This window comes from Streptomyces sp. PTY087I2 (assembly GCF_001687325.1).
In the GTDB taxonomy this organism is placed as follows: Bacteria; Actinomycetota; Actinomycetes; order Streptomycetales; family Streptomycetaceae; genus Streptomyces.
This window is the reverse complement of the sequence record NZ_LZRD01000010.1, coordinates 157,795-174,510: the sequence shown is the minus strand read 5'-3', so window position 1 is coordinate 174,510 and position 16,716 is coordinate 157,795. Positions and strand designations below refer to the sequence as shown.

Annotated in this window: 24 protein-coding genes; 14 read left to right on the top strand and 10 right to left on the bottom strand. The window is 70.7% G+C overall.

What is annotated here, in order from left to right; genetic code table 11:
• Window positions 1-8 precede the first annotated feature (8 nt).
• From A3Q37_RS35650 to A3Q37_RS13430, 9 genes are all read left to right on the top strand, one after another.
• Entirely contained in the window at window positions 9-974 is a 966-nt protein-coding gene (locus A3Q37_RS35650) for a DNA cytosine methyltransferase (RefSeq protein WP_255311808.1), read from the top strand.
• Window positions 975-1,067: 93 nt separating this feature from the next.
• Window positions 1,068-1,658 carry a DUF4913 domain-containing protein gene (locus A3Q37_RS13465; RefSeq protein WP_065483360.1) on the top strand — a complete coding sequence of 197 codons (591 nt, stop codon included), beginning with the start codon at window positions 1,068-1,070 and terminating at the stop codon, window positions 1,656-1,658.
• Window positions 1,655-2,443: a glycosyl hydrolase gene (locus A3Q37_RS13460; protein ID WP_065483084.1), complete on the top strand. Its 789-nt coding sequence runs from the start codon at window positions 1,655-1,657 to the stop codon at window positions 2,441-2,443. Before A3Q37_RS13465 ends, A3Q37_RS13460 begins: the two co-directional genes overlap by 4 nt.
• Complete coding sequence (locus tag A3Q37_RS13455; RefSeq protein ID WP_065483078.1) at window positions 2,440-2,919, top strand: hypothetical protein; 480 nt, start codon at window positions 2,440-2,442, stop codon at window positions 2,917-2,919. Before A3Q37_RS13460 ends, A3Q37_RS13455 begins: the two co-directional genes overlap by 4 nt.
• Window positions 2,916-3,581 (top strand): hypothetical protein, encoded by a 666-nt coding sequence (locus A3Q37_RS13450; RefSeq protein WP_065483071.1) that lies wholly within the window; start codon window positions 2,916-2,918, stop codon window positions 3,579-3,581. The genes A3Q37_RS13455 and A3Q37_RS13450 overlap by 4 nt, the downstream gene beginning before the upstream one ends.
• Window positions 3,578-4,408, top strand: a complete 831-nt coding sequence (locus tag A3Q37_RS13445) for a large ATP-binding protein (protein WP_255311803.1) — start codon at window positions 3,578-3,580, stop codon at window positions 4,406-4,408. The genes A3Q37_RS13450 and A3Q37_RS13445 overlap by 4 nt, the downstream gene beginning before the upstream one ends.
• Before the next feature lie 23 nt (window positions 4,409-4,431).
• The gene (locus A3Q37_RS13440; protein ID WP_065483068.1) at window positions 4,432-5,274 is read left to right on the top strand and encodes a helix-turn-helix domain-containing protein; all 843 of its coding nucleotides are present in this window, start codon (window positions 4,432-4,434) and stop codon (window positions 5,272-5,274) included.
• Between the two features lie 120 nt (window positions 5,275-5,394).
• On the top strand, window positions 5,395-6,342 hold the full coding sequence (locus A3Q37_RS13435) for a DUF317 domain-containing protein (protein ID WP_065483065.1): 948 nt from the start codon (window positions 5,395-5,397) through the stop codon (window positions 6,340-6,342).
• Between the two features lie 72 nt (window positions 6,343-6,414).
• A complete protein-coding gene (locus A3Q37_RS13430; protein WP_065483062.1) occupies window positions 6,415-6,900 on the top strand; it encodes a hypothetical protein in 486 nt (161 codons plus the stop codon).
• A 4-nt stretch (window positions 6,901-6,904) separates the two neighbouring features.
• Here A3Q37_RS13430 and A3Q37_RS13425 read toward each other — a convergent pair whose 3' ends face one another.
• Window positions 6,905-7,171, bottom strand: coding sequence for a hypothetical protein (locus A3Q37_RS13425; RefSeq protein ID WP_065483059.1), 267 nt, complete (start codon window positions 7,169-7,171; stop codon window positions 6,905-6,907).
• 224 nt (window positions 7,172-7,395) lie between these two features.
• On the opposite strand from A3Q37_RS13425, the gene A3Q37_RS13420 reads away from it, so the two are divergent.
• From A3Q37_RS13420 to A3Q37_RS13400, 5 genes are all read left to right on the top strand, one after another.
• Window positions 7,396-7,746: a DUF317 domain-containing protein gene (locus A3Q37_RS13420; protein ID WP_065483056.1), complete on the top strand. Its 351-nt coding sequence runs from the start codon at window positions 7,396-7,398 to the stop codon at window positions 7,744-7,746.
• Window positions 7,747-8,138: 392 nt separating this feature from the next.
• Complete coding sequence (locus A3Q37_RS13415; protein WP_065483053.1) at window positions 8,139-8,351, top strand: hypothetical protein; 213 nt, start codon at window positions 8,139-8,141, stop codon at window positions 8,349-8,351.
• An 89-nt stretch (window positions 8,352-8,440) separates the two neighbouring features.
• A complete protein-coding gene (locus A3Q37_RS13410; protein WP_065483050.1) occupies window positions 8,441-8,770 on the top strand; it encodes an esterase in 330 nt (109 codons plus the stop codon).
• Between the two features lie 221 nt (window positions 8,771-8,991).
• A complete protein-coding gene (locus A3Q37_RS13405; protein ID WP_065483047.1) occupies window positions 8,992-9,315 on the top strand; it encodes an AsnC family protein in 324 nt (107 codons plus the stop codon).
• A gap of 28 nt (window positions 9,316-9,343) precedes the next feature.
• Window positions 9,344-9,574 carry a hypothetical protein gene (locus A3Q37_RS13400; RefSeq protein WP_065483043.1) on the top strand — a complete coding sequence of 77 codons (231 nt, stop codon included), beginning with the start codon at window positions 9,344-9,346 and terminating at the stop codon, window positions 9,572-9,574.
• Window positions 9,575-9,644: 70 nt separating this feature from the next.
• On the opposite strand, the gene A3Q37_RS13395 is transcribed toward A3Q37_RS13400, so the two are convergent.
• The 9 genes from A3Q37_RS13395 to A3Q37_RS13355 all read right to left on the bottom strand — a co-directional run bounded on the left by A3Q37_RS13395 (window position 9,645) and on the right by A3Q37_RS13355 (window position 16,682).
• The gene (locus tag A3Q37_RS13395) at window positions 9,645-10,076 is read right to left on the bottom strand and encodes a hypothetical protein (RefSeq protein WP_255311802.1); all 432 of its coding nucleotides are present in this window, start codon (window positions 10,074-10,076) and stop codon (window positions 9,645-9,647) included.
• An 80-nt stretch (window positions 10,077-10,156) separates the two neighbouring features.
• On the bottom strand, window positions 10,157-11,929 hold the full coding sequence (locus A3Q37_RS13390; protein WP_065483040.1) for a relaxase/mobilization nuclease domain-containing protein: 1,773 nt from the start codon (window positions 11,927-11,929) through the stop codon (window positions 10,157-10,159).
• Window positions 11,929-12,594 carry a plasmid mobilization protein gene (mobC, locus tag A3Q37_RS13385; protein ID WP_065483037.1) on the bottom strand — a complete coding sequence of 222 codons (666 nt, stop codon included), beginning with the start codon at window positions 12,592-12,594 and terminating at the stop codon, window positions 11,929-11,931. The genes A3Q37_RS13390 and mobC overlap by 1 nt, the downstream gene beginning before the upstream one ends.
• Entirely contained in the window at window positions 12,591-12,815 is a 225-nt protein-coding gene (locus tag A3Q37_RS13380; RefSeq protein WP_065483034.1) for a hypothetical protein, read from the bottom strand. The genes mobC and A3Q37_RS13380 overlap by 4 nt, the downstream gene beginning before the upstream one ends.
• 91 nt (window positions 12,816-12,906) lie before the next feature.
• Window positions 12,907-13,962, bottom strand: a complete 1,056-nt coding sequence (locus A3Q37_RS13375; RefSeq protein ID WP_065483031.1) for a DUF2637 domain-containing protein — start codon at window positions 13,960-13,962, stop codon at window positions 12,907-12,909.
• Window positions 13,959-14,522 (bottom strand): WhiB family transcriptional regulator, encoded by a 564-nt coding sequence (locus A3Q37_RS13370; RefSeq protein WP_065483028.1) that lies wholly within the window; start codon window positions 14,520-14,522, stop codon window positions 13,959-13,961. Before A3Q37_RS13370 ends, A3Q37_RS13375 begins: the two co-directional genes overlap by 4 nt.
• 108 nt (window positions 14,523-14,630) lie before the next feature.
• Entirely contained in the window at window positions 14,631-15,335 is a 705-nt protein-coding gene (locus A3Q37_RS13365; RefSeq protein ID WP_065483025.1) for an ATP-binding protein, read from the bottom strand.
• Window positions 15,335-16,354, bottom strand: coding sequence for a hypothetical protein (locus A3Q37_RS13360; protein ID WP_065483349.1), 1,020 nt, complete (start codon window positions 16,352-16,354; stop codon window positions 15,335-15,337). The genes A3Q37_RS13365 and A3Q37_RS13360 overlap by 1 nt, the downstream gene beginning before the upstream one ends.
• A 1-nt stretch (window position 16,355) precedes the next feature.
• The gene (locus A3Q37_RS13355; protein WP_065483024.1) at window positions 16,356-16,682 is read right to left on the bottom strand and encodes a transcriptional regulator; all 327 of its coding nucleotides are present in this window, start codon (window positions 16,680-16,682) and stop codon (window positions 16,356-16,358) included.
• Between the last annotated feature and the right edge of the window lie 34 nt (window positions 16,683-16,716).

Below are 16,716 nucleotides of genomic sequence, written 5' to 3'. Positions count from 1 at the left end.
CCTAACGGCTGGCTTCCCCTGTCAAAGACGTCTCGGTCGCCGGCCGTCGGGCCGGTCTCAATGCTCAGACCCGCTCCGGGCTCTGGCTGCACGTGGCCCGTGCGGTCTCAGCCCTCCGACCCTGCCTGGTTGTGATCGAGAATGTGCGCGGCCTCCTCACCTCCCCCGCCGGTTCCCCTGGCGACGTGGAATTCTGCCCGTGGTGTCTGGGAGACACCGCAGGTCAGCCTCCTTTGCGGGCACTCGGTGCCGTACTCGGATCCCTGGCCGATCTCCGGTACGACGCGAAGTGGCTCGTGCTTCGCGCCTCCGACATCGGGGCTCCGCACCGCCGCGAGCGGACCTTCCTCGCCGGATGGCCCACCGGAGACCCTGCTGAAGACGCCGACCAGCAACATCGGCAAGAACGGCGGTTCCCAGCACCCGGCGAAGAGGAAGAGCGGCGGCCACGGTCCGAACCTGGCCGACGAGATCGAGTGGCTGCTGCCGACCCCGAAGGCATCGGACGGGATCAAGGGCTCGCCGGGCCAACGGCACGGAAACGGGGACATGGCCCTGCCCAGCGCGGCAGCATCGCTACTGCCCGCGCCCAGGGCCAGCGACACGGGGACTCCGGGCCGCCGCCCGGGGAAAGGGTGGCGTCCTCCCCTGTCGGCGGTCGCCCTGCCGCTCTGGACGGACGAGTCGACGGAGTCCGCGAAGCTGACCGGCAGTGGGGGCCGTACGCAGCCGCCATCACCCGATGGGAGAGGCTCACCCGTCCCGAGCCCACCGATGCGGCCGGTCGGCTCCGTGCCGACTTCGTGGAGTGGATGCAGGGCCTCGACGACGGCTGGGTCACCGCCACCCCGGGACTCGGACGGCCGGCACAGCTCACCGCGCTCGGCAACGGTGTCGTCCCTCAACAGGCCGCATGTGCTCTGCAGTTGCTGGCACCACCCTTCCCGCGCTGCCCTCGCTGCGCGGGAAGGTAGCGCTCCACTACCGGGCTTTTCCGGCCGAGCCAAACCGCGGATTCTCCGGATCCTCTCGGGCATGTCGCCGTCTCACAGATGGAGAACGCCCCGATGTCCAACACCAGCCCGACCACCGCCGGCCCCGAGCCGTTCCGTGTTGCCGATGAAAACCTCGACGATCTCGCCAGCACGCTCGCCAAGACCATGGCCGAGGTCAAACGGCACGGCGTCATCCTCGACCGCCTCGGCTCCGAGCCCGACCCCGTACCCCCTGCAGGACAGCGGACGGACGGCGGTGCTCCGGACGCCGAGGCGGACGGCCCCGCCTCTGTGTTCATCGTCGCTCTGGGCGGTAAGGCGTACGTCGCCGAACTCGCCGCCCTCAGTGACTGGGTGAACTACCTCTTCCTCCCAATCTATGGCCGGGAGATCAGCACGACGCGCCCGTGGTGCGCACGGTGGGACCAGCACCCGGAGGCCGTGGCCCGGCTCCACGCGCTCTGGCTCGCCTGGCAGCAGCTCACTGATACCGAGGCCGGCCTGTCAGGTCCTTCGACCTGGCACCGCGACCACCTGGACCAGACGCTCGCGCACCTGCGTGCCCCCGACGGTCCTTTCGCGGCATGTACAACGAGTCCGACCCGCCCCAACCATCGCGTGCTCGCCACCCCGGCGCCCACGCCGTCGGGGGCGGTGGCGTGAACAACGGCCTCGCCCTCGATGTCGCCTTCGATTTCGGCCTCGACGAACTCGCGCCCGCCGATGACACCTCCGCGGAAGAGGCGGAGACATTCTCGTCAGCCGACTTGTCGGCCCTGTCCCACCACCACACCGCGCCCAACGGCTCCCACAGCTTCGTCGTCGCCCACGACCGGTCGGTCACCTGGGGGATTCCCGGAGAGCCTCAGGTCGTTGCAGTCATGGTCGCACGGGATCTCGGTCAGTCCACGTTCACCATGGAGACGAGCTACCACGCCGCCGTGCCTTTCGCCCAGAACTGGCTGGCCGAGCGCGGCTGTCCGCCCGAGCACATCGCTCTGGTGGGCGACGACTTCGTGCAGCCCGCCGACGACCTCACGCTCCGGGTTGAACAGCAGATCCGGGACTCGGGCACCCGCTACGAGGTCCTCGACACGTACACCTCGGACGACGAGCCCTGCGAGACGTGGACGCTGGCCCGTGACTCCCACGCGAGCGAGGCGCCGATACGCGTCTTCCTCCAGGAGTGGGACCTCGACGCCGGCACGTACTCGATGCGCGAGGGCGCCTTCGCCGACGCGGGCACCGCCCAGTCCTGGCTGGACGACCGTGGCGACCCGCTGCCGGAGCCGCCGGAGTACCGCGCCGGTCACGGGGCCGTCGACCGTGCCCGTGTCGCCATCGCCCGGTCGGCCGGTGCCGCCTCGACGGCCAACTTCGGTCCTGAGGCCCCCCGCACGCCGCTGACAGGACCGCTCCCGCGTCCGGTGCAGGGGAGGCTGCGGTGACCGCCCGCTTCGCCTTTGCCGCGCACCCCGACGCCATCGCCGATCTCCGGGAACTTCCTGATCAGATACGTGATTTGGCGCTGCTGGAGCTGCAGAACCTGGTCCACGGAAGCGACGACTGTCTGCCGTTGAAAGGGCGTCTCGCTGGATTCCACAAGGTGTACGTGGACCCAGCCGTCTCGTACCGGATGGTCATCCAGTTCCGGCCGGCCCCGCCCAGCTCGAACCACAGGCGCGAGGTCTACCTCGTCGCCGCCGGTAGCCGGAAGGACTACGCGGTCTACCGCGCGGCTCATCTGCGCACCGGCCCCCAGCAGGGCGTCGAGGCCGATCCTGCCGCCGAGGCACGCGTACGAGTTGCCCGGTCCCGTTCCGCGCTCGTCACCGACCGTTCGGCGGCGGGCCCAACGACTCCTCCGACAGCAGCAGCAGCCCTGCCTCCAGCCGTTGCCTCCCGAAAGGTTCCCCAGCGATGACCGCCGACCGCTCCCCCCTGCCCCGTACTGCACTCGCGGAGCTCCTCACCGAGGCCGCGCAGAACGTCTCCGGCATCCTCACCGCCGAGTACCCGACAGCCGCCGACCGCTCCTATCTCCACCCCGTACTGGGCCCGCTGTCCGCAGGGCCCCAGGTGGTCGGCGAACTGAACGAGCAATTCGAGGAGTTCATCGCCGCCGAGCCACGCCCCACCACCCCGGCGGGCCTGTTCGCCCTGGCCTCCTACGCCTCCGCCCTGGGATGGCTCACCGAGTCCTTCACCGAGCTGACCGCATCGGTCGACCAGATCTGCACCCGCGTCGGCATCCCCCTCGAGCCCCGCGACCCGATCGCCGAGCCCGACGACGCCGCAGAAGGCGCCACGTCGGGCTTCGCGTTCAGCGCGCAGGAGCTGGCGGCGATCCGGACCGCGGCCAAGGCCGCCGGCCTCCCGCCGGACGACTACGTCGAGGTCCTCTCCCTGTCGCTGCTCGCCGCCTCCCGGATCACCGACGCCTGCATGGAGGTCTCCAACGGCCTGCTCGAAGACGCCGCGTACGTCCTCGACGAAGCGACCGACCACGTCCGGCTCGGCGACGGTCCCGACAGCCTGCCCAGCCTGGTCCGCTCCCTGCTCGCCCGGATGGAGACGGCGAAGTGAACGCCTACGACCCGAACATCCAGCCCGGTTCGCACTTCGTCGCCGACACTCTCGGTGTCTCGAACGTCAGCATGCTCAACACCACGTATCGCCCTGACGATCCGAGGTACCGAACCGCGACACGAGTGATCGGAGCCGCGTACGACCTGAACGAGCTGCACAACCGCGTGACGCACGCGGCCCAGGACGCTCACTGGCTGCTCGAATCCACCGCGCGAGGCGAACTCGATGGGGGTACGCGCACCCCGTACACACGGCTGCAAACCACCGTCCGCAAGCTCGGAGACCTTCTAGCCAGGCGAGGTCGAGCTTACGACCAGCTCGTCGAATCCCTCTCCGCGTACCAACGGCTCCTGCCCGACCCAGATACTGCGCGGCCCTCGGCCACGAACGCCCATGAGCTGGGCCGGGGACAGCGTTCCGGCCGGGACGACGACTGGGCCATCGAGGCCGACCGCCAGCTCAGGGCTCTCGAAGCAGTCGAACTCGGCGGTCTGCGCCTCTACCGGACCTCGATCGGCGAAGACCCCTTCCTCTCCGCCGACACGGGACGGCAGCCCCAGCCACTGGCCGCGACCGTCCGGCGAATGGTCGCCGACGGGCTACTGCACCAAGACACCAGCACGAGCCCGTACCGGGCCGGACAACTCCTCTCGCTCACGTCACGCGGCGAAGCCGCCCTCCGCGCGGCACGTACGACGACGACACGCGTGTCCGCTGCCCTCAGCCGCAGCGGCGCCCTGCCGAGCCCTGGCCCCATCGCCGGCTCGGCCGCCGTGCCCATCGCCGGAACGTCGAACACGGCCTCCCGCTACCGCTCCCGCTGACTCCTGACCGAGAGAACGCGCTCATGCCCAGCCTTGTACTGCCCCCTGTCTTCTCCTTCGATTCGGTCGACGCGCAGCGCATCGAGGACGCGATGGCCCGGATCGGGCCGAAGTGGACCACCTGGTCGACGATGATCCTGGCCCAGGAAAACCGCCCCATGCGCGTGCGCGAGGTAGCCTCCCGGCTCCCCTTTGTCAGCGAGCAGTTCGTCAGCAAGAGGCTCGCCACCATGCACGCCGATGGGCTGGTCACCCGGTCCGACGACCGCCGTGGGGCTCCCTACCGGCTCAGCACGTTCGGCGAGTCACTGGCCCCGGTGCACCGCACGTTGTCGGACTGGTCCCAAGCCCACCTGCAACTCGGGACGATGGCCGAAGCCGAACGCGTCGAGGACGCCCTGAACCGTCTGGGCCTTCGGCACACGACCGCCGTGGTCCAGATCCTCGGCGCGGGCGGACCGATGCGGTTCAGCCACATCGCCGAGGAGGCCGGCCTGGACACCGCCTTCACCCGGCATCGACTTCTGCGGCTGCAGGCGGACGGGCTGGTCGGTCGCACCGGCTCGCGCCACGGCGATCCCTACGTACTGACCGAGGCCGGCCAGGCGCTGGGAGCCGTCTACGCAACCGTCGAGCACTGGAGCGAGCCCTTCACCGTGCGGCGGGCTTCACCGGCTCCGCACTCCGTCGCGGCGGCCACGCGCACCCACGCCGGAATCCCGCTGGGCGCGGACGGCGCCCGGACCTCAGCGGCCCTGCGGCGGAGCGCTGCCGCGCCGAGTTCCCTGTTCAGCCATGCACCGCAGCCGCAACCTCAGGTGCCGGCGGCCGTGACCGTCCAGTCGGCCCCCGGTCGAAGGCGGTGATCCGCATGGTCCCGAGAGCTGGAGCCCTCTCCCCTCTGCCGCAGCCTCCGCGTGCATCTGCACCGTTCCTTCAACCCGCGCGCTGGAGCGTTCAGTTCCCCATCTGCCGGAGTCCCGACTATGAGCACCCAGAAGACCCACACGCAGGATCCGTACCAGGAAGTCCTTGTTAGTCCCAGGTACCTGGCCGGCTCCGACTGGAGCGGGGAGGCCGGGTTCGCTCCCGTAAGCCATTGGCCTCATCACCGTCTCGATGATGACGACTGCCAGCTCCTCGTCACCTCACCCGATATGCGGATTCGCATTGGTTGGTTCGGCGACTACTTCGAGCCGTGGCAGATCTCTGCCTCCGAGGATCCCGTCTCCGGGCACCGCTGGACGGCGTCCTTTAGCAGCCACATGCCGCCCGAGATCGTCGCCGGGCTCACTGCCGCGCTGGCCCGGGACCACGCTCGAGTAGAGCCCGGCAGTGACCAAAGGCGCTTCCTCGCGACCCCATCGATCTACTGGGCCGACAAGGTCCAGCCTCTGATCAACGCTGGCTGGACACGTGATGGGGGTGCGGAGCGCGGCACTGTCGAGTTCGTCGCCCCCGATGGGCAGGCGGGCGTCCTGATCGACAACCGCCTCTCCGGCCGGGACGACGAAACCGTCACGCTCTGGGCCGGTCCACCCGGGTACGGCACTCGGGCCAAGGCGGTCTTCACTGCCCGCACCCCGTCCCACCTAGTAGCGGCGACGGCCGCCGTCATGGCAGACCCGACCCCGGTGGTCCGTGAGCGTCAGTCCATCAGCCCACGAGTCGAGCACCTAGTGACGCTGACGCCGGTCGCCTCGGCCCCCGAGCCCGAGACTGCCCGCGCTCCGACCCCACTGGACGTGCGCCGTACGGCAGTGACCCAGGCCGTCCAGCGCGCAGCGCGGGCTCCGCGTACTGCTGCCGACCTGCGGGTGATGGCTGCCCAGAGCCGCTCCGCGGGTGCGATGCAGGAACGGCCGGGCAGCTTCTCGCCCGCGGCAGCCGTACGGTCGCCGGTCGGCTCATCGGGTCGACGGCACGGCCGCTGACTTCTCTAGCCTCTGCCGATCCCCAACCCCCGAACCCGCTGCAAAACGCCTTCGCTCAAGGAACATTGCGCCATGTCCACCACCATGCTTGACCAGACCACGGCCATGATCGAGAAAACGTGGGGCCAGCCCATCGAGGCTCTCGAAGTCCTCGCGGTCCGCCACCCCTGTGAGGACCCGCTCCTGCGCTCGGCCATGCACACCCGTACGGCCCTGGCCGTCACCGACAACGCGGCGGCCGTCCACCAAGAGCGTCTGCACGCCCTGACCCGGCCCGGGTACGTGCCGGCCTTCTACGAACTGGACCGAATCACCGAATCGGCGGTCAACCTCCGCGTCGCCCATACAGAGAGCCGTACGTACCTGCAGGCGATCAGGCGCGTCGTCGAGGCTCATGATGCCGCCGCGCCCGCGGACCGTACCCCGACCGACCTCCTGATCCAGGCCGCTGTCGCCCGTTCCGGGCACGCACCGCACACCCCGGACCAGATGCCCGACCCACCTGTTCCGTCGGCGTCCCTAGGGCCGCCGACGCCCGCTTCGGGTCCGCGTCGCTGAACGGTCAGGTCAGGTCCTTGTCGCGGTGGGCTTCCTCGGTACGGGGGCCCACCGCGCGGGCCAGCTCCTCCACCGTCATCTCGACACGCCGACCTTCCACAACCCGGCGCTCCACCACCGTCTCCTCGTGCGGCCACCGGTCGGGCTGCGCGCCGACGCCCCACTGGCCGTCGGCGACCATCGCGATGTCGCCCACGGTCCACGGCCGCCCGGCAGCGCGGATCTTGCGCTCCAGCCCGGCTCCGTCCTCATATCTGTCGGCCTCGGTCATCCCCTGCTCCCCCCCTTCTTCTCTGTCGTGCGGCCCGTCGCCACGACCCACGTACGACAACCGCGACCGCCGATCCATTCCCATGCCGACGACACCCTGCCGACGGCCTCCAGTTCGCCCACGGCAGACACCACCCCCCGGGAAACGACTACGCACCTCGGCATGGCGCATGCCAACGTACAGGTGTCGGCAAAACCACAGGTCAACGAAGGAATCGTCTAACCGTGAGCGCCTCCGCCACCCTCCTGCCCGCCATCGCCCGCCCCGCCGTGGAAGACCTCCACTGGCTCTCCTCCGACCACTGCGCCGCTCCGGTTCTCGATCTCTTGGGCGACCTTGGCTGGGCGATCGTCGACACCCCGGAGGCCAACGTCCACGCGACCAGCCCGGACGGCCGCGTCTGCGTCGGCTGGCTCCCCGAAGACCCGGCCGCCTGGAAGCGCGACATCGTCTGGCACGTTCGGGTTCAGCCCTCCGAGGTAGGAGACGCGTGGGTCCAGGAGTTCGGCGTCCACACGCCTGCCGAAGCCGTCGCCGGATTCCTCGCCGCCCTCGTCACCCACTCCTCGCGCTGACAGACGAACCACGGGCGAGCCGACGACGGCCCGCCCCGTTCGCCCGGCTCATAGGAGGTTCCGGACCCGTGGGCATGCTTCCGGCTACCCGGCCCGGCTACCGCCGGAAATGCGCCTACGCCCAGCGCTGCACCTGCTACTACCACCCTGGTCAGTACGGCCGCCGCGCCAAGACCATCCGCCGCCACTGCCGCCCGTCGTGCCGAAGCGCGCCAGTGGGGGCGCGACCTCGATAAATGACGGCGCGTTCCCCGCACCCGTCGCCCCGGCCCCTTCTCCGCCCCGCTCGACCACGTCGAGGGGCCGAAGGTCCTCCGCGACCGGACCGGCTCGACGCCTGCTGACCCGCCGCCAGCCGACCCCGTTTTCCCGTACCGCTTCCGGAGGCCCCCTTGCCCCAGTACCTGACCGTCGGCCATCTGCTCCGCCAGCTTCAGAACCTCGACCCCAGCCTGCCGGTCCGCCTCGCCGTCAACCCTGATTTCCCCTTCGCCCACTACGTGGGGGCCGAGGTCGTCGTCCAAGGCGGCATGGCGTTCATCGCCGACGACGGCCAGGAGGGCTACCTCCCGGCGAGTGCGCGCGACGCCCTCGACTGGGCCTGACCCATTCGTTCAACACCACGGAGGCTTTCATCTCGCTGCACCCTCGCTCCTCATCCGTCCTTCCGCTGCGCGGCCTCGCTGTGCGCCCGATGCCGGACGGCGTGCGCGGCGCGCTGGTCCAGCGCGTCTCCGCCCGACCCGACGGCTCACTCGACGTCTCCTGGCTCGCCGCCGGAACCTCCAGACTTCCCCTCGGGCGCATCCGTCTGCTCTGGGAGCCCGCCTCCCTCACCGGCTGGGACGTCACCGCCCACCTGGGCCTGGCCACCACCGAGGTGCATCTCGCCTCCTGGACCGGCGCCCCGGACGACTGGCCGCGCCTGGTGCGTCCGACCGTCCACGAGGTGACCGGCCTGTGCGCCGCACTCGCGTTCGCGACCAACGCCCTCGCCGCCTCCAACCGCCTCTCCGAGGTCTGACTCGAGAACCGCAGATGGCCGCCCCGCACCGTTCAGGCAGGGGCGGCCTTGCCGTACGTCCCCGCCCACGGGCGTACGCGTACGCTCGTCCCGACGATGACAGCGTGTCGGACCGGCCCGCTGGAAGTCGTCCACGTTCCGGGGCTGGAAGCCAGTCGGGGGGGGTCCCGCAACGACTTGCACAGCTCACCGGCTCCGTCGTGTCCCAGCACAGGATCGTCATGAACAACCCTCTCGTCGGTGCTTTCGTGGTCACCGCCGCTGGTGCGGTCACCGCCATCGTCGCCGCCGCCCAGGACAGCTTCGGCCTCTGCGCCGTCGCCTTGTTCACCGTCACAGCCGGAGGCGTCGGCGCCTACCTGATCAGCCATTCCCAGGATGCCGCGACCGACCGCACTGTCCTTCGCCACCTCCGGCAATCTCCCCACCAGCCCGTCGAGACTCTCGCGAACGAGGTCGGTCTTCGTCCGGCCGCCGTCCGGCTCAGCATCCACCGCCTGACCAAGGCGGGCCTGCTCCCCCCGAAATCCGATCCTGCTGGATGATGGCTCAGTCGCCCCTAGTATCCGGTGCATGAGCGACTCCCCGATGCCGTCCCCGCCGTTCCCTTCACCGGACAACGCCGTTCTCAGAATGATCGTCAGCAACGCCATCTCTTCGGTCCGCAACGGCGAAGCCTTGGTCGAGGAGGCGATCCTGCACGCGGCGGTCCACGGTTGGTACGAAGGCCATGTCCATGGTGAAGATGAGTGCCCCGGATGCGACTTCCGGGGCGGCCTACCGAAGAACACCCAGCGGGGCTGACCTCCTTTGGACGCCGAGGGGCGCCACCGACGTATCGGTGGCGCCCCTCGGCGTTCAGCTCCTTGTTCGTCTACTCCAGGTAGATGCCAGCGAAGGCGCCGTCGAAGCCGAGCGCGACCAGGCCCTCCTCGACGCTCGGGTAGGTCGTCCCGTACGGGCTGGCGATCAGGGCATCGAAGTCGGCGCGGCTGATCTCGGGTTCGAGCCACTGGTTGCCGCACCGGCAGCGGACCCAGACGTTGCGGCCGTGGTTGATCAGGAGCCAGTCGCGTCGGGCGCGGCAGGCCGAGCACATCGCGGGGATGCCGGCGAGGGCGAGTTCGTGCGGGTGGCTGACGCAGCGGGTCGCGCCGGGGCCGTCTGCCGGCTGTGTCTCGTACTGGAAGTGCAGCAGGGGGTCGGTGCCAGCGGGGAGGACAGGCAGCGTGGGTGTCGGCTCTGTGGTGCGGTCGGTGGTTCTGAGCACGAGGGTCATCTCCCGGTCGAGGGCTTCCTGTTTCATCCGTAACAGCCACTTCCACCGGCTGTCCAGGCATTTCGTGGGGTCCGGTCGGCCGGTGTCCGGCGTTCCGGGCGTTCTGGTCAGCGGCGCGGTGGGCGGCTGCGCGGGTCGGAGGCGGCAGGACGCGGCGCCGCTGCGGGTGCGTTCCGTTGGCCGGTGCCCCTGGCCGAGGTCTTGGTCGGGCAGGTGTCGGCCTGCGGGCGGCAGGCTGCTTCATGCGGGTGGGCAGGGAGTTGGGCGAGGCGGCGCAGGCGCCAGACCAGGACGTCGGTCACGTCTGCGGCGGTGTCGAGTTCGCGCATGTCGATGGCCTGTCGCAGGAGAGCTTCGGGGTCGTGGCCTGCCTGCTCGGCCTGGGCGAGGGTGGCGGCCAGGGCGTCGGTCTTCGCCGGTACACCATCTCCTCGTACGCCGTGGTCCGGTAGGGCGGCGCGGATGGTGGTCTCGTACCTCCGGCGTTGGGTGTCAGGAAGGGCGCGGCCTTGGTCGTGCAGCGTTCGCATCGGGGTGGTGGCGGCCTGGCGGTAGGCGGTGCGCAGGTGCTCGGCGGCCTGGTGGGAGGCGTGGGCCTGTTGGGCGTGTCCGCGGGCGGAGTGCCAGTGGGCGGCGGCGAGGGTGACCAGGACCAGGGTGGAGAGGAGCATGGCGGTGGTGCCGCCGTCCTCTCCTCGGCCGAGGGCGCCGCCAGCCCGGACGATGCCTCGGGCGGCGGAGCGGAGCGCCCGGGTGTCGGCGCGTTCCGCTTGGACGTGGCTGCGGGTCGCCCGTTCGAAGTTTCGGGCGGCGGCGGCCAGCTCGGTGCGGGTCGCGGCCGGGGAGGTCTGCGCGACGGCATCGAGGAGTTCTCCGACGCCGACGAGCTGCGCGGCGGCTTCTCCGTCGTCACCGTGGTCGAGGAGGACGGCGGCACGTTCGGCGATGCCGGTGGCGCTGCGTCGCTCCCTGGCAGGCGCGGACCTATCCGCCCGGCCGCTGGCAGCCGGGGCCGTCGTACGCAGGGCGGTGCTGTCGGCCAGCCGGAGGCGGATCTTGGGGAGGGACAGGTCGGGGGCCAGTTTGGAGCCGGGGTACCAGACCGGTTCGCCGTGGCGGTTGCGGTCGCCGGGCAGGGCCACGTTGTAGCCGAGCGCGTCACCGGACGGGGCGTGGCGCACCTTCACCCGCAGGCCGGCGTCGTGGAGCCGGGTGAAGAACTCCTTCTCGTCGTCTGCTCCGGCGAGGGCCTGGCGGACGGCTTCGCGAAGCGTCTCGCGGGAGGTCTCGGGGCGGCCAGTGCGTTCGGCCTTGAACTTCTCGGCGCTGGTGGGGTTCTTCGCTGCGGTGCCGTCCCCGGCGTTGAGGCGGCGCAGTCCCATCTCCTTCTCGATGCGGCGGCATTCGGCCTGGGCCTTGTTGAAGTCGTAGTTCAGTCGGGGGTTGCGCAGGTCGCCCCGGACCAGGGTGGCGACGATGTGGACGTGATCTTCGGCGTGGCGGACGGCGATCCACCGGCAGCCGTCGGGATCACCGTCCGGGGCGATGCCGGTGGCGTGGACGATGCGCTGGGCGACGGCGTTCCACTCCTCGTCGGAGAGCCGCCGGTCCCCGGGAGCGGTACGGACCGAGCAGTGCCAGACGTGCTGGGCGGGAGCGCGGTCTCCGGCCTGCTTGACCCGGAGGTCGAGGGCGGCGGTGAGGCGGGCGAGGGTGACCTTCGGATCGGGATCGGGGCTGGTGTCGCGGCCGGGGTCGGGGGCGAAGCCGTCCCAGGAGCCGACGAGGTGCGCGTCCGTGTGCTCCTCGCGCCTTCCGGGGCCGTAGAGGTAGACAAGCAGTCCGTGGGTGCGGGAGCCGCGTCCGATGTCGGGAACCATCACAGCCGCCTGTTCACCAGGTTGTTCGCCGCGTCGTCGACGCGGGTGAGGAGCCGGAGCAGCGCGCTCAGGGCGTGGTCGAGTTCGCCGGGGCGGGGCTGTCCGCCGCTGTTGTAGATGTAGGCGATCTGGTTGATGTTGTTGCCGATTCGGGCCAAGGCAGTTCGCAGGGAGGCGAGTTCATCGATGGCCGCATCGAAGCGTTCGTTGGTGTGCAGGGCGGTCGAACCGCGGGCGGCGGCGAGGCTGGCACCGGCGAGGAAGCGGGCGACGGTGACGCCACGCTGCTTGGCGGCGGCGGCGATCTCGGCGTGCTCGGTGTCGGCAAGGCGAGTGGTCGTCTTGCGGGTGCGCTCACTGGGGTTGCGGCTGCGGCGGCGCGGTTTGCGGTCGGGGAAGGCAGGTGTGCTCGGGCTCGGCTGCTCGCGGTGGTCGTCGCGGTCGGCTTCTCCCCCGGCAACCGGCGCCCCCTGGTGCCGGTTGCCCGGCTGGTTCCCGAGCGCCCTCGCTCGGGAACCAGCCGGGCTTCCCCCGCCCTCCGGGGCGGGGGCAAGTGCGTACGACGGGCCGTAGGACCGTCGTACGCGATAGCTTGCTCCGCCAGGAGCCGTCGTAGGGTCACGCTGCTGTCCGGCGGTGACCACCGCCGGGTCGTCGGAGGTCACCGACTCGTCTCCGGGTCCTGCTGCTGGAGTTCGCGGACCAGTTCCTCGATCCAGTCCATGGCCAGGACCGGGTGGTGCAGGGTCCAGGGACGGTCGTGCTGCTCGCGCTGCACGATCCAGCTGCTGTCCGGACCGGACTGAGCGCGGTGAAGGTGACCGCGCTGGTGCAGGACGGTCAGCCAGGAGTCGACTTCGGCGGGCGTAGCAGGGTGAGTGCGCATCAGGTGTACTCCGCTTCTACTCGGGAGGCGTGTCCGGGGCGGATGACCGGCCGGGGTGACCGGGCCGGTCATCCGCCCCGTGGAAGTTCGGTCAGGGCCGGGCGGCGGTGACCGGCTGTCCGTGCTGAGTGCGGAGCTGGGCCATCAGGGCGGTCAGCGTGTCGCTGGACAGCGGGATCTGCTGACCGCGGATCGCATCGGCGACCACCTTGCGGGTCAGCTTGTCCTCGGCCCTGACCGCTGACCGGGCGATCCTCAGCAGCTCCTCGGTGTCCGGGTCAGGTCGTCGGCCACCCGGTGTCCGGGCACCCCGGTCAGTGACCGACTCAGGAGTGACCGGGTGACCGGAATACGCCGCCGGACTGTCCTGGTCACCGGTGACCGGGGCGGGGTCGGCGGCGCGGTCAGTGACCGGCCGCCCCGTGTCCGGCTGTCCGGGCAGGTCAGCGGGCTCGTGCGGCTGACGGCGCTGGCCAGTGACCGGCACCGGGCTGTCCGCCGGGTTCGTGTCCCCGGTCAGTGACCGAGGCGTGGGAACCTTCTTGTCCAGGGACAGTGGCGTCCGGTCGGTCAGCGCGGTGACCGGCTGACCGGGGGCGACCTGACCGGCAGCCGGCTGCTGACCGACTCGGTCAGTCCGGGTGACCTCGCCAACGGTGCCCTGGTGGGCCTGGCCGGGGTGACCGAGATTTTCGCGGTCACTGCCCTTGGTCGGCCCCCGGGCGATGAGGATGTAGAGGTGGACAGCACCGGCCAGCGCAAGCGGGGCGATGGTGGACAGCACCGCGACCACCGTGTCCCCGAGCCGGAGGCCGGTGCCGGCGACCGCGTCCTGGTTGATCCGGACCGCGTGGAGGGCGTTGGCCCAGATGCTGGCGGCGGTGGCCGTGCCGACGAGTGTCCAGACGTAGAGCCGGGCGCGCAGCGGGGCCTCGCGCAGGACCAGGAGCGCGCGGACGCCGTAGGCGATGAACCCGTCGATCACCAGCGGGAAGACGAAGGTCAACAGCCCTCGGATGTGGATGGCGACGGCCATCTGCTGGAGGGCGTCGTACGACAGGGCGCACCCCGCGCCGCCCAGGGCGATCACGGCCGCGCGGTCCCAGCCGGATATGTGCGCCGCCTTCGGCGCGCTCGTGATGGTCATGCCGCCGTCCCGAAGTCGTCACGGTCATGGCGCTCGCCGACGGCCTCGGAGGCCGGGATGGTCGCGGGCTGGTCCAGGTCCCGGTTGCGCAGGGCTCGGCGGAGTTCGCGGTAGAGCTTCTGGGCGTGCTCCTCGGTGATCTTCAGGAGCCAGGCCAGGCGCTGTTCGCTCACCCCGTGGCGGAAGGCGGCGAGGACGACTGCACGGCGCTCGGCCGTGGTGAGGTGGACATCGCGCCCGGCGATCGTGTCGTTGACGCGGCTGTAGTCGAGCCGGTGGGCGATCTTCGCGTGGAGCGGCCCGCGCTCCTCCTCGGTCAGCCCGCCTCGGATGCCGTCGGTGTCACCGCCTTCCAGCGCGGCGTCCAGGCAGGTGCGGCGGACGGGGCACTGGCCGCAGAGCGCCTTGGCGGCGGCGATCTTGTTGGTCTCGTCGGGCTCGGGGAAGAAGACTTCGGGGTCCACCGCGTTGCACTCGGTGCTCCGGCAGACGGCGTCGGCCTGCCAGGTGTGGTCGCCGAGCGCCCGGTGGCGGGCAGGACTGTTCGTCGTACTGGTCATGCGGGGTTGCTCCGATCGCTCTCCGCGCGCAGGGGCGTCGGCGGAGAGGTGCGCTGGGTCGGGAAGAGGCCGGGGCGGTGCCCCGGGGGAAACGCGGCCTGGGGCGGATCAGGCGGCGGCGCTGTAGCGTCTGCGGTCGACGGGCTCGAACTCGACCCGGGTGGTCATCTGCGCGAGCCGGGAGGCGACCCGGTCGCCGAGGTAGGCCCGGAGGTCCCTGATCGCCAGGTTGGTGGTGATCAGCGTGGGCAGTTCGTAGTTGTACCGCCGGTTGATCAGCCGGTACGTGGTCTCCTCGACCCACTCGCTGGCCTTGGCCGCGCCGAGGTCGTCGATGATCAGGAGCGGGCACCGGCTGACGGCCGCCAGCTCCCGCTCGCTATCGCCCCCGGGCCGGGGACGGAGATCGGCGTAGAGGTCGGCAGCGGTGGTTGCGCGCCAGCGCACGCCGATCCCGCTCTGCACCAGCGCTCGGATCGCGCCGTACGCCTGGTGCGTCTTGCCCGCGCCCACGACCCCGGCCATCAGCAGGCTAGGCCCGGTGGTGACCTGCCGCCGGGCTCCCCGGCTGGGGGCGACGGCCGCCTCGGCAACCTTCTGGACCCAGTCCAGCACCGTGGGGTGGTCGGCGACAGCCGCCTGGTAGCGCGGGGGCATCCCGGCCAGCAGGGTGTCGAGCGGGGAGTACGGCTCGGGGTCATCGGGAAGCGCGGCGTCGGCCGGGTCGATGTTGCGGGCGGCCAGGATCCTGGCCATGCGCTCCAGGGTGCCTTCGTTGCCGAGGAGCTGCGGCTCGCGGTGACGGGTGTGCATCACAGCTCCTCGGCGTAGGCGACGGAAGCGTTGGCCGGGTTGGTCCATGCCTGGTGGGCGGGCACGTTAGGCCGGATTCCCGGCCGCGCCAAACCGCCGGGGCGAGCGTTCATCGCCTCGTTGACCATGCTGGTCAGCACGCTCGGGTGCCTCGGGTTGGCCGCGAAGTTCGCCAGCCCGGCCCGGATGTGCTCCGGCGCGATGCCCTCGCCCAGGAGCTTCTTGATGATTCGCCCGAGGTGCCCAATCACGTCGTTCGGGGGGCGCTCGTCGCAACCGGCGACGTACTCGCCGACGAGGTCCTTGGCGGAGACGCCGGCTGCGGGCGCTGTGCGCCCCGTAGGGACAAGAGATCCAGGATCCAAGATCCTAGATCCAGGCGCCGAGCCTTCGGAGAGGCTTCGGGGAAGGTTCGGAGAGTCCTCTGAGAACGCGCTCTGACCTGCACTCTCAGCTCCAGCCCGCCCGGGTCCGCTGATCGCGCCGTCGGCATCCTCCTGCTGGTCGGCTGCGGGCTCGTCTGCGTGGTCCGGCGTCATCGAGGCGGGTACGGGAGGCAGATCGAGGGCTCGGGGTGCCCTCCCCGAAGTTTCGGCGAGTCCTCGGGGAGTGGTGGACGAGCTCTGGGTCCGCCGAGTGCAGGAGCCCTTGCAGGGTGTGCACCGGTCGTCGGCCTGGTGCTGCGGGCACGAGGGCAGGCGGGACTGGCTCGGCTTGTCGATCTTCTGGTGCTGGGACCAGGTCACGACATGGAGGTACCGGCGGCCGTCGCATCCCGTGTACCGGCAGATCAGACCGGCGTTCGCGAGCTGGTGAAGGTCGTCCTCGACATGCACCGAGGTGTGCTCGGCGCGCAGGGGCCAGAGGAGCCCTGCGATGATCGCGGCGTTGTCCCGGTGACGACCGTGATCGTCTGCCTGGGTGAGCAGGCCGAAGAAGGTCCGCTCGGCCTCCACCGTCACTTCGGCGAGTGACTCGGAGGTGAACGCCTCCGGTTTGATGGAACGGATCCGGGCCATGTCAGCGGCCCCGATCGGCGGCGACCAGGTCACTGCGAGTGAGGGTGGCGTCGACGAGGTAGAAGGTGTGCGGGCGCACCCAGTCCGCCTCCGGCCAGACCCGCAGGATCCAGCGGGCTGCGATCCTGGCGGTGGGACGGCTCAGCTCTATGGTCCTCCCGGCCTCGTCCTTGACGACGGCGTGCAGATGAGGCCACGTCTGCGTCGGGTCGGTGAGGCTGACCCGGATGGTGGCCGCCCCCGGGATCATGTCGGCGAGCTGGGCGGCGAGGCGGCGCGGACGGTCGTCGTCCGGGCAGGCCGGGGTTCCGCTCGGCGTGGCGAGCATGCGATACTCCGTTGTTCGTAGGAGCGCGGTGCGG

Bases quoted from the DNA above. Each gene is read 5' to 3' on its own strand.
- A3Q37_RS13360 (WP_065483349.1), bottom strand. From the start codon at position 16,354: ATGGCCCGGATCCGTTCCATCAAACCGGAGGCGTTCACCTCCGAGTCA.
- A3Q37_RS13430 (WP_065483062.1), top strand. From the start codon at position 6,415: ATGTCCACCACCATGCTTGACCAGACCACGGCCATGATCGAGAAAACG.
- A3Q37_RS13355 (WP_065483024.1), bottom strand. From the start codon at position 16,682: ATGCTCGCCACGCCGAGCGGAACCCCGGCCTGCCCGGACGACGACCGT.
- A3Q37_RS13435 (WP_065483065.1), top strand. From the start codon at position 5,395: ATGAGCACCCAGAAGACCCACACGCAGGATCCGTACCAGGAAGTCCTT.
- A3Q37_RS13375 (WP_065483031.1), bottom strand. From the start codon at position 13,962: ATGACCATCACGAGCGCGCCGAAGGCGGCGCACATATCCGGCTGGGAC.
- A3Q37_RS13390 (WP_065483040.1), bottom strand. From the start codon at position 11,929: ATGGTTCCCGACATCGGACGCGGCTCCCGCACCCACGGACTGCTTGTC.
- A3Q37_RS13370 (WP_065483028.1), bottom strand. From the start codon at position 14,522: ATGACCAGTACGACGAACAGTCCTGCCCGCCACCGGGCGCTCGGCGAC.
- A3Q37_RS13380 (WP_065483034.1), bottom strand. From the start codon at position 12,815: ATGCGCACTCACCCTGCTACGCCCGCCGAAGTCGACTCCTGGCTGACC.
- A3Q37_RS13365 (WP_065483025.1), bottom strand. From the start codon at position 15,335: ATGCACACCCGTCACCGCGAGCCGCAGCTCCTCGGCAACGAAGGCACC.
- A3Q37_RS13440 (WP_065483068.1), top strand. From the start codon at position 4,432: ATGCCCAGCCTTGTACTGCCCCCTGTCTTCTCCTTCGATTCGGTCGAC.
- A3Q37_RS13410 (WP_065483050.1), top strand. From the start codon at position 8,441: ATGCCGGACGGCGTGCGCGGCGCGCTGGTCCAGCGCGTCTCCGCCCGA.
- A3Q37_RS13405 (WP_065483047.1), top strand. From the start codon at position 8,992: ATGAACAACCCTCTCGTCGGTGCTTTCGTGGTCACCGCCGCTGGTGCG.
- A3Q37_RS13395 (WP_255311802.1), bottom strand. From the start codon at position 10,076: ATGAAACAGGAAGCCCTCGACCGGGAGATGACCCTCGTGCTCAGAACC.
- A3Q37_RS13450 (WP_065483071.1), top strand. From the start codon at position 2,916: ATGACCGCCGACCGCTCCCCCCTGCCCCGTACTGCACTCGCGGAGCTC.
- A3Q37_RS13400 (WP_065483043.1), top strand. From the start codon at position 9,344: ATGAGCGACTCCCCGATGCCGTCCCCGCCGTTCCCTTCACCGGACAAC.
- A3Q37_RS13465 (WP_065483360.1), top strand. From the start codon at position 1,068: ATGTCCAACACCAGCCCGACCACCGCCGGCCCCGAGCCGTTCCGTGTT.
- A3Q37_RS13425 (WP_065483059.1), bottom strand. From the start codon at position 7,171: ATGACCGAGGCCGACAGATATGAGGACGGAGCCGGGCTGGAGCGCAAG.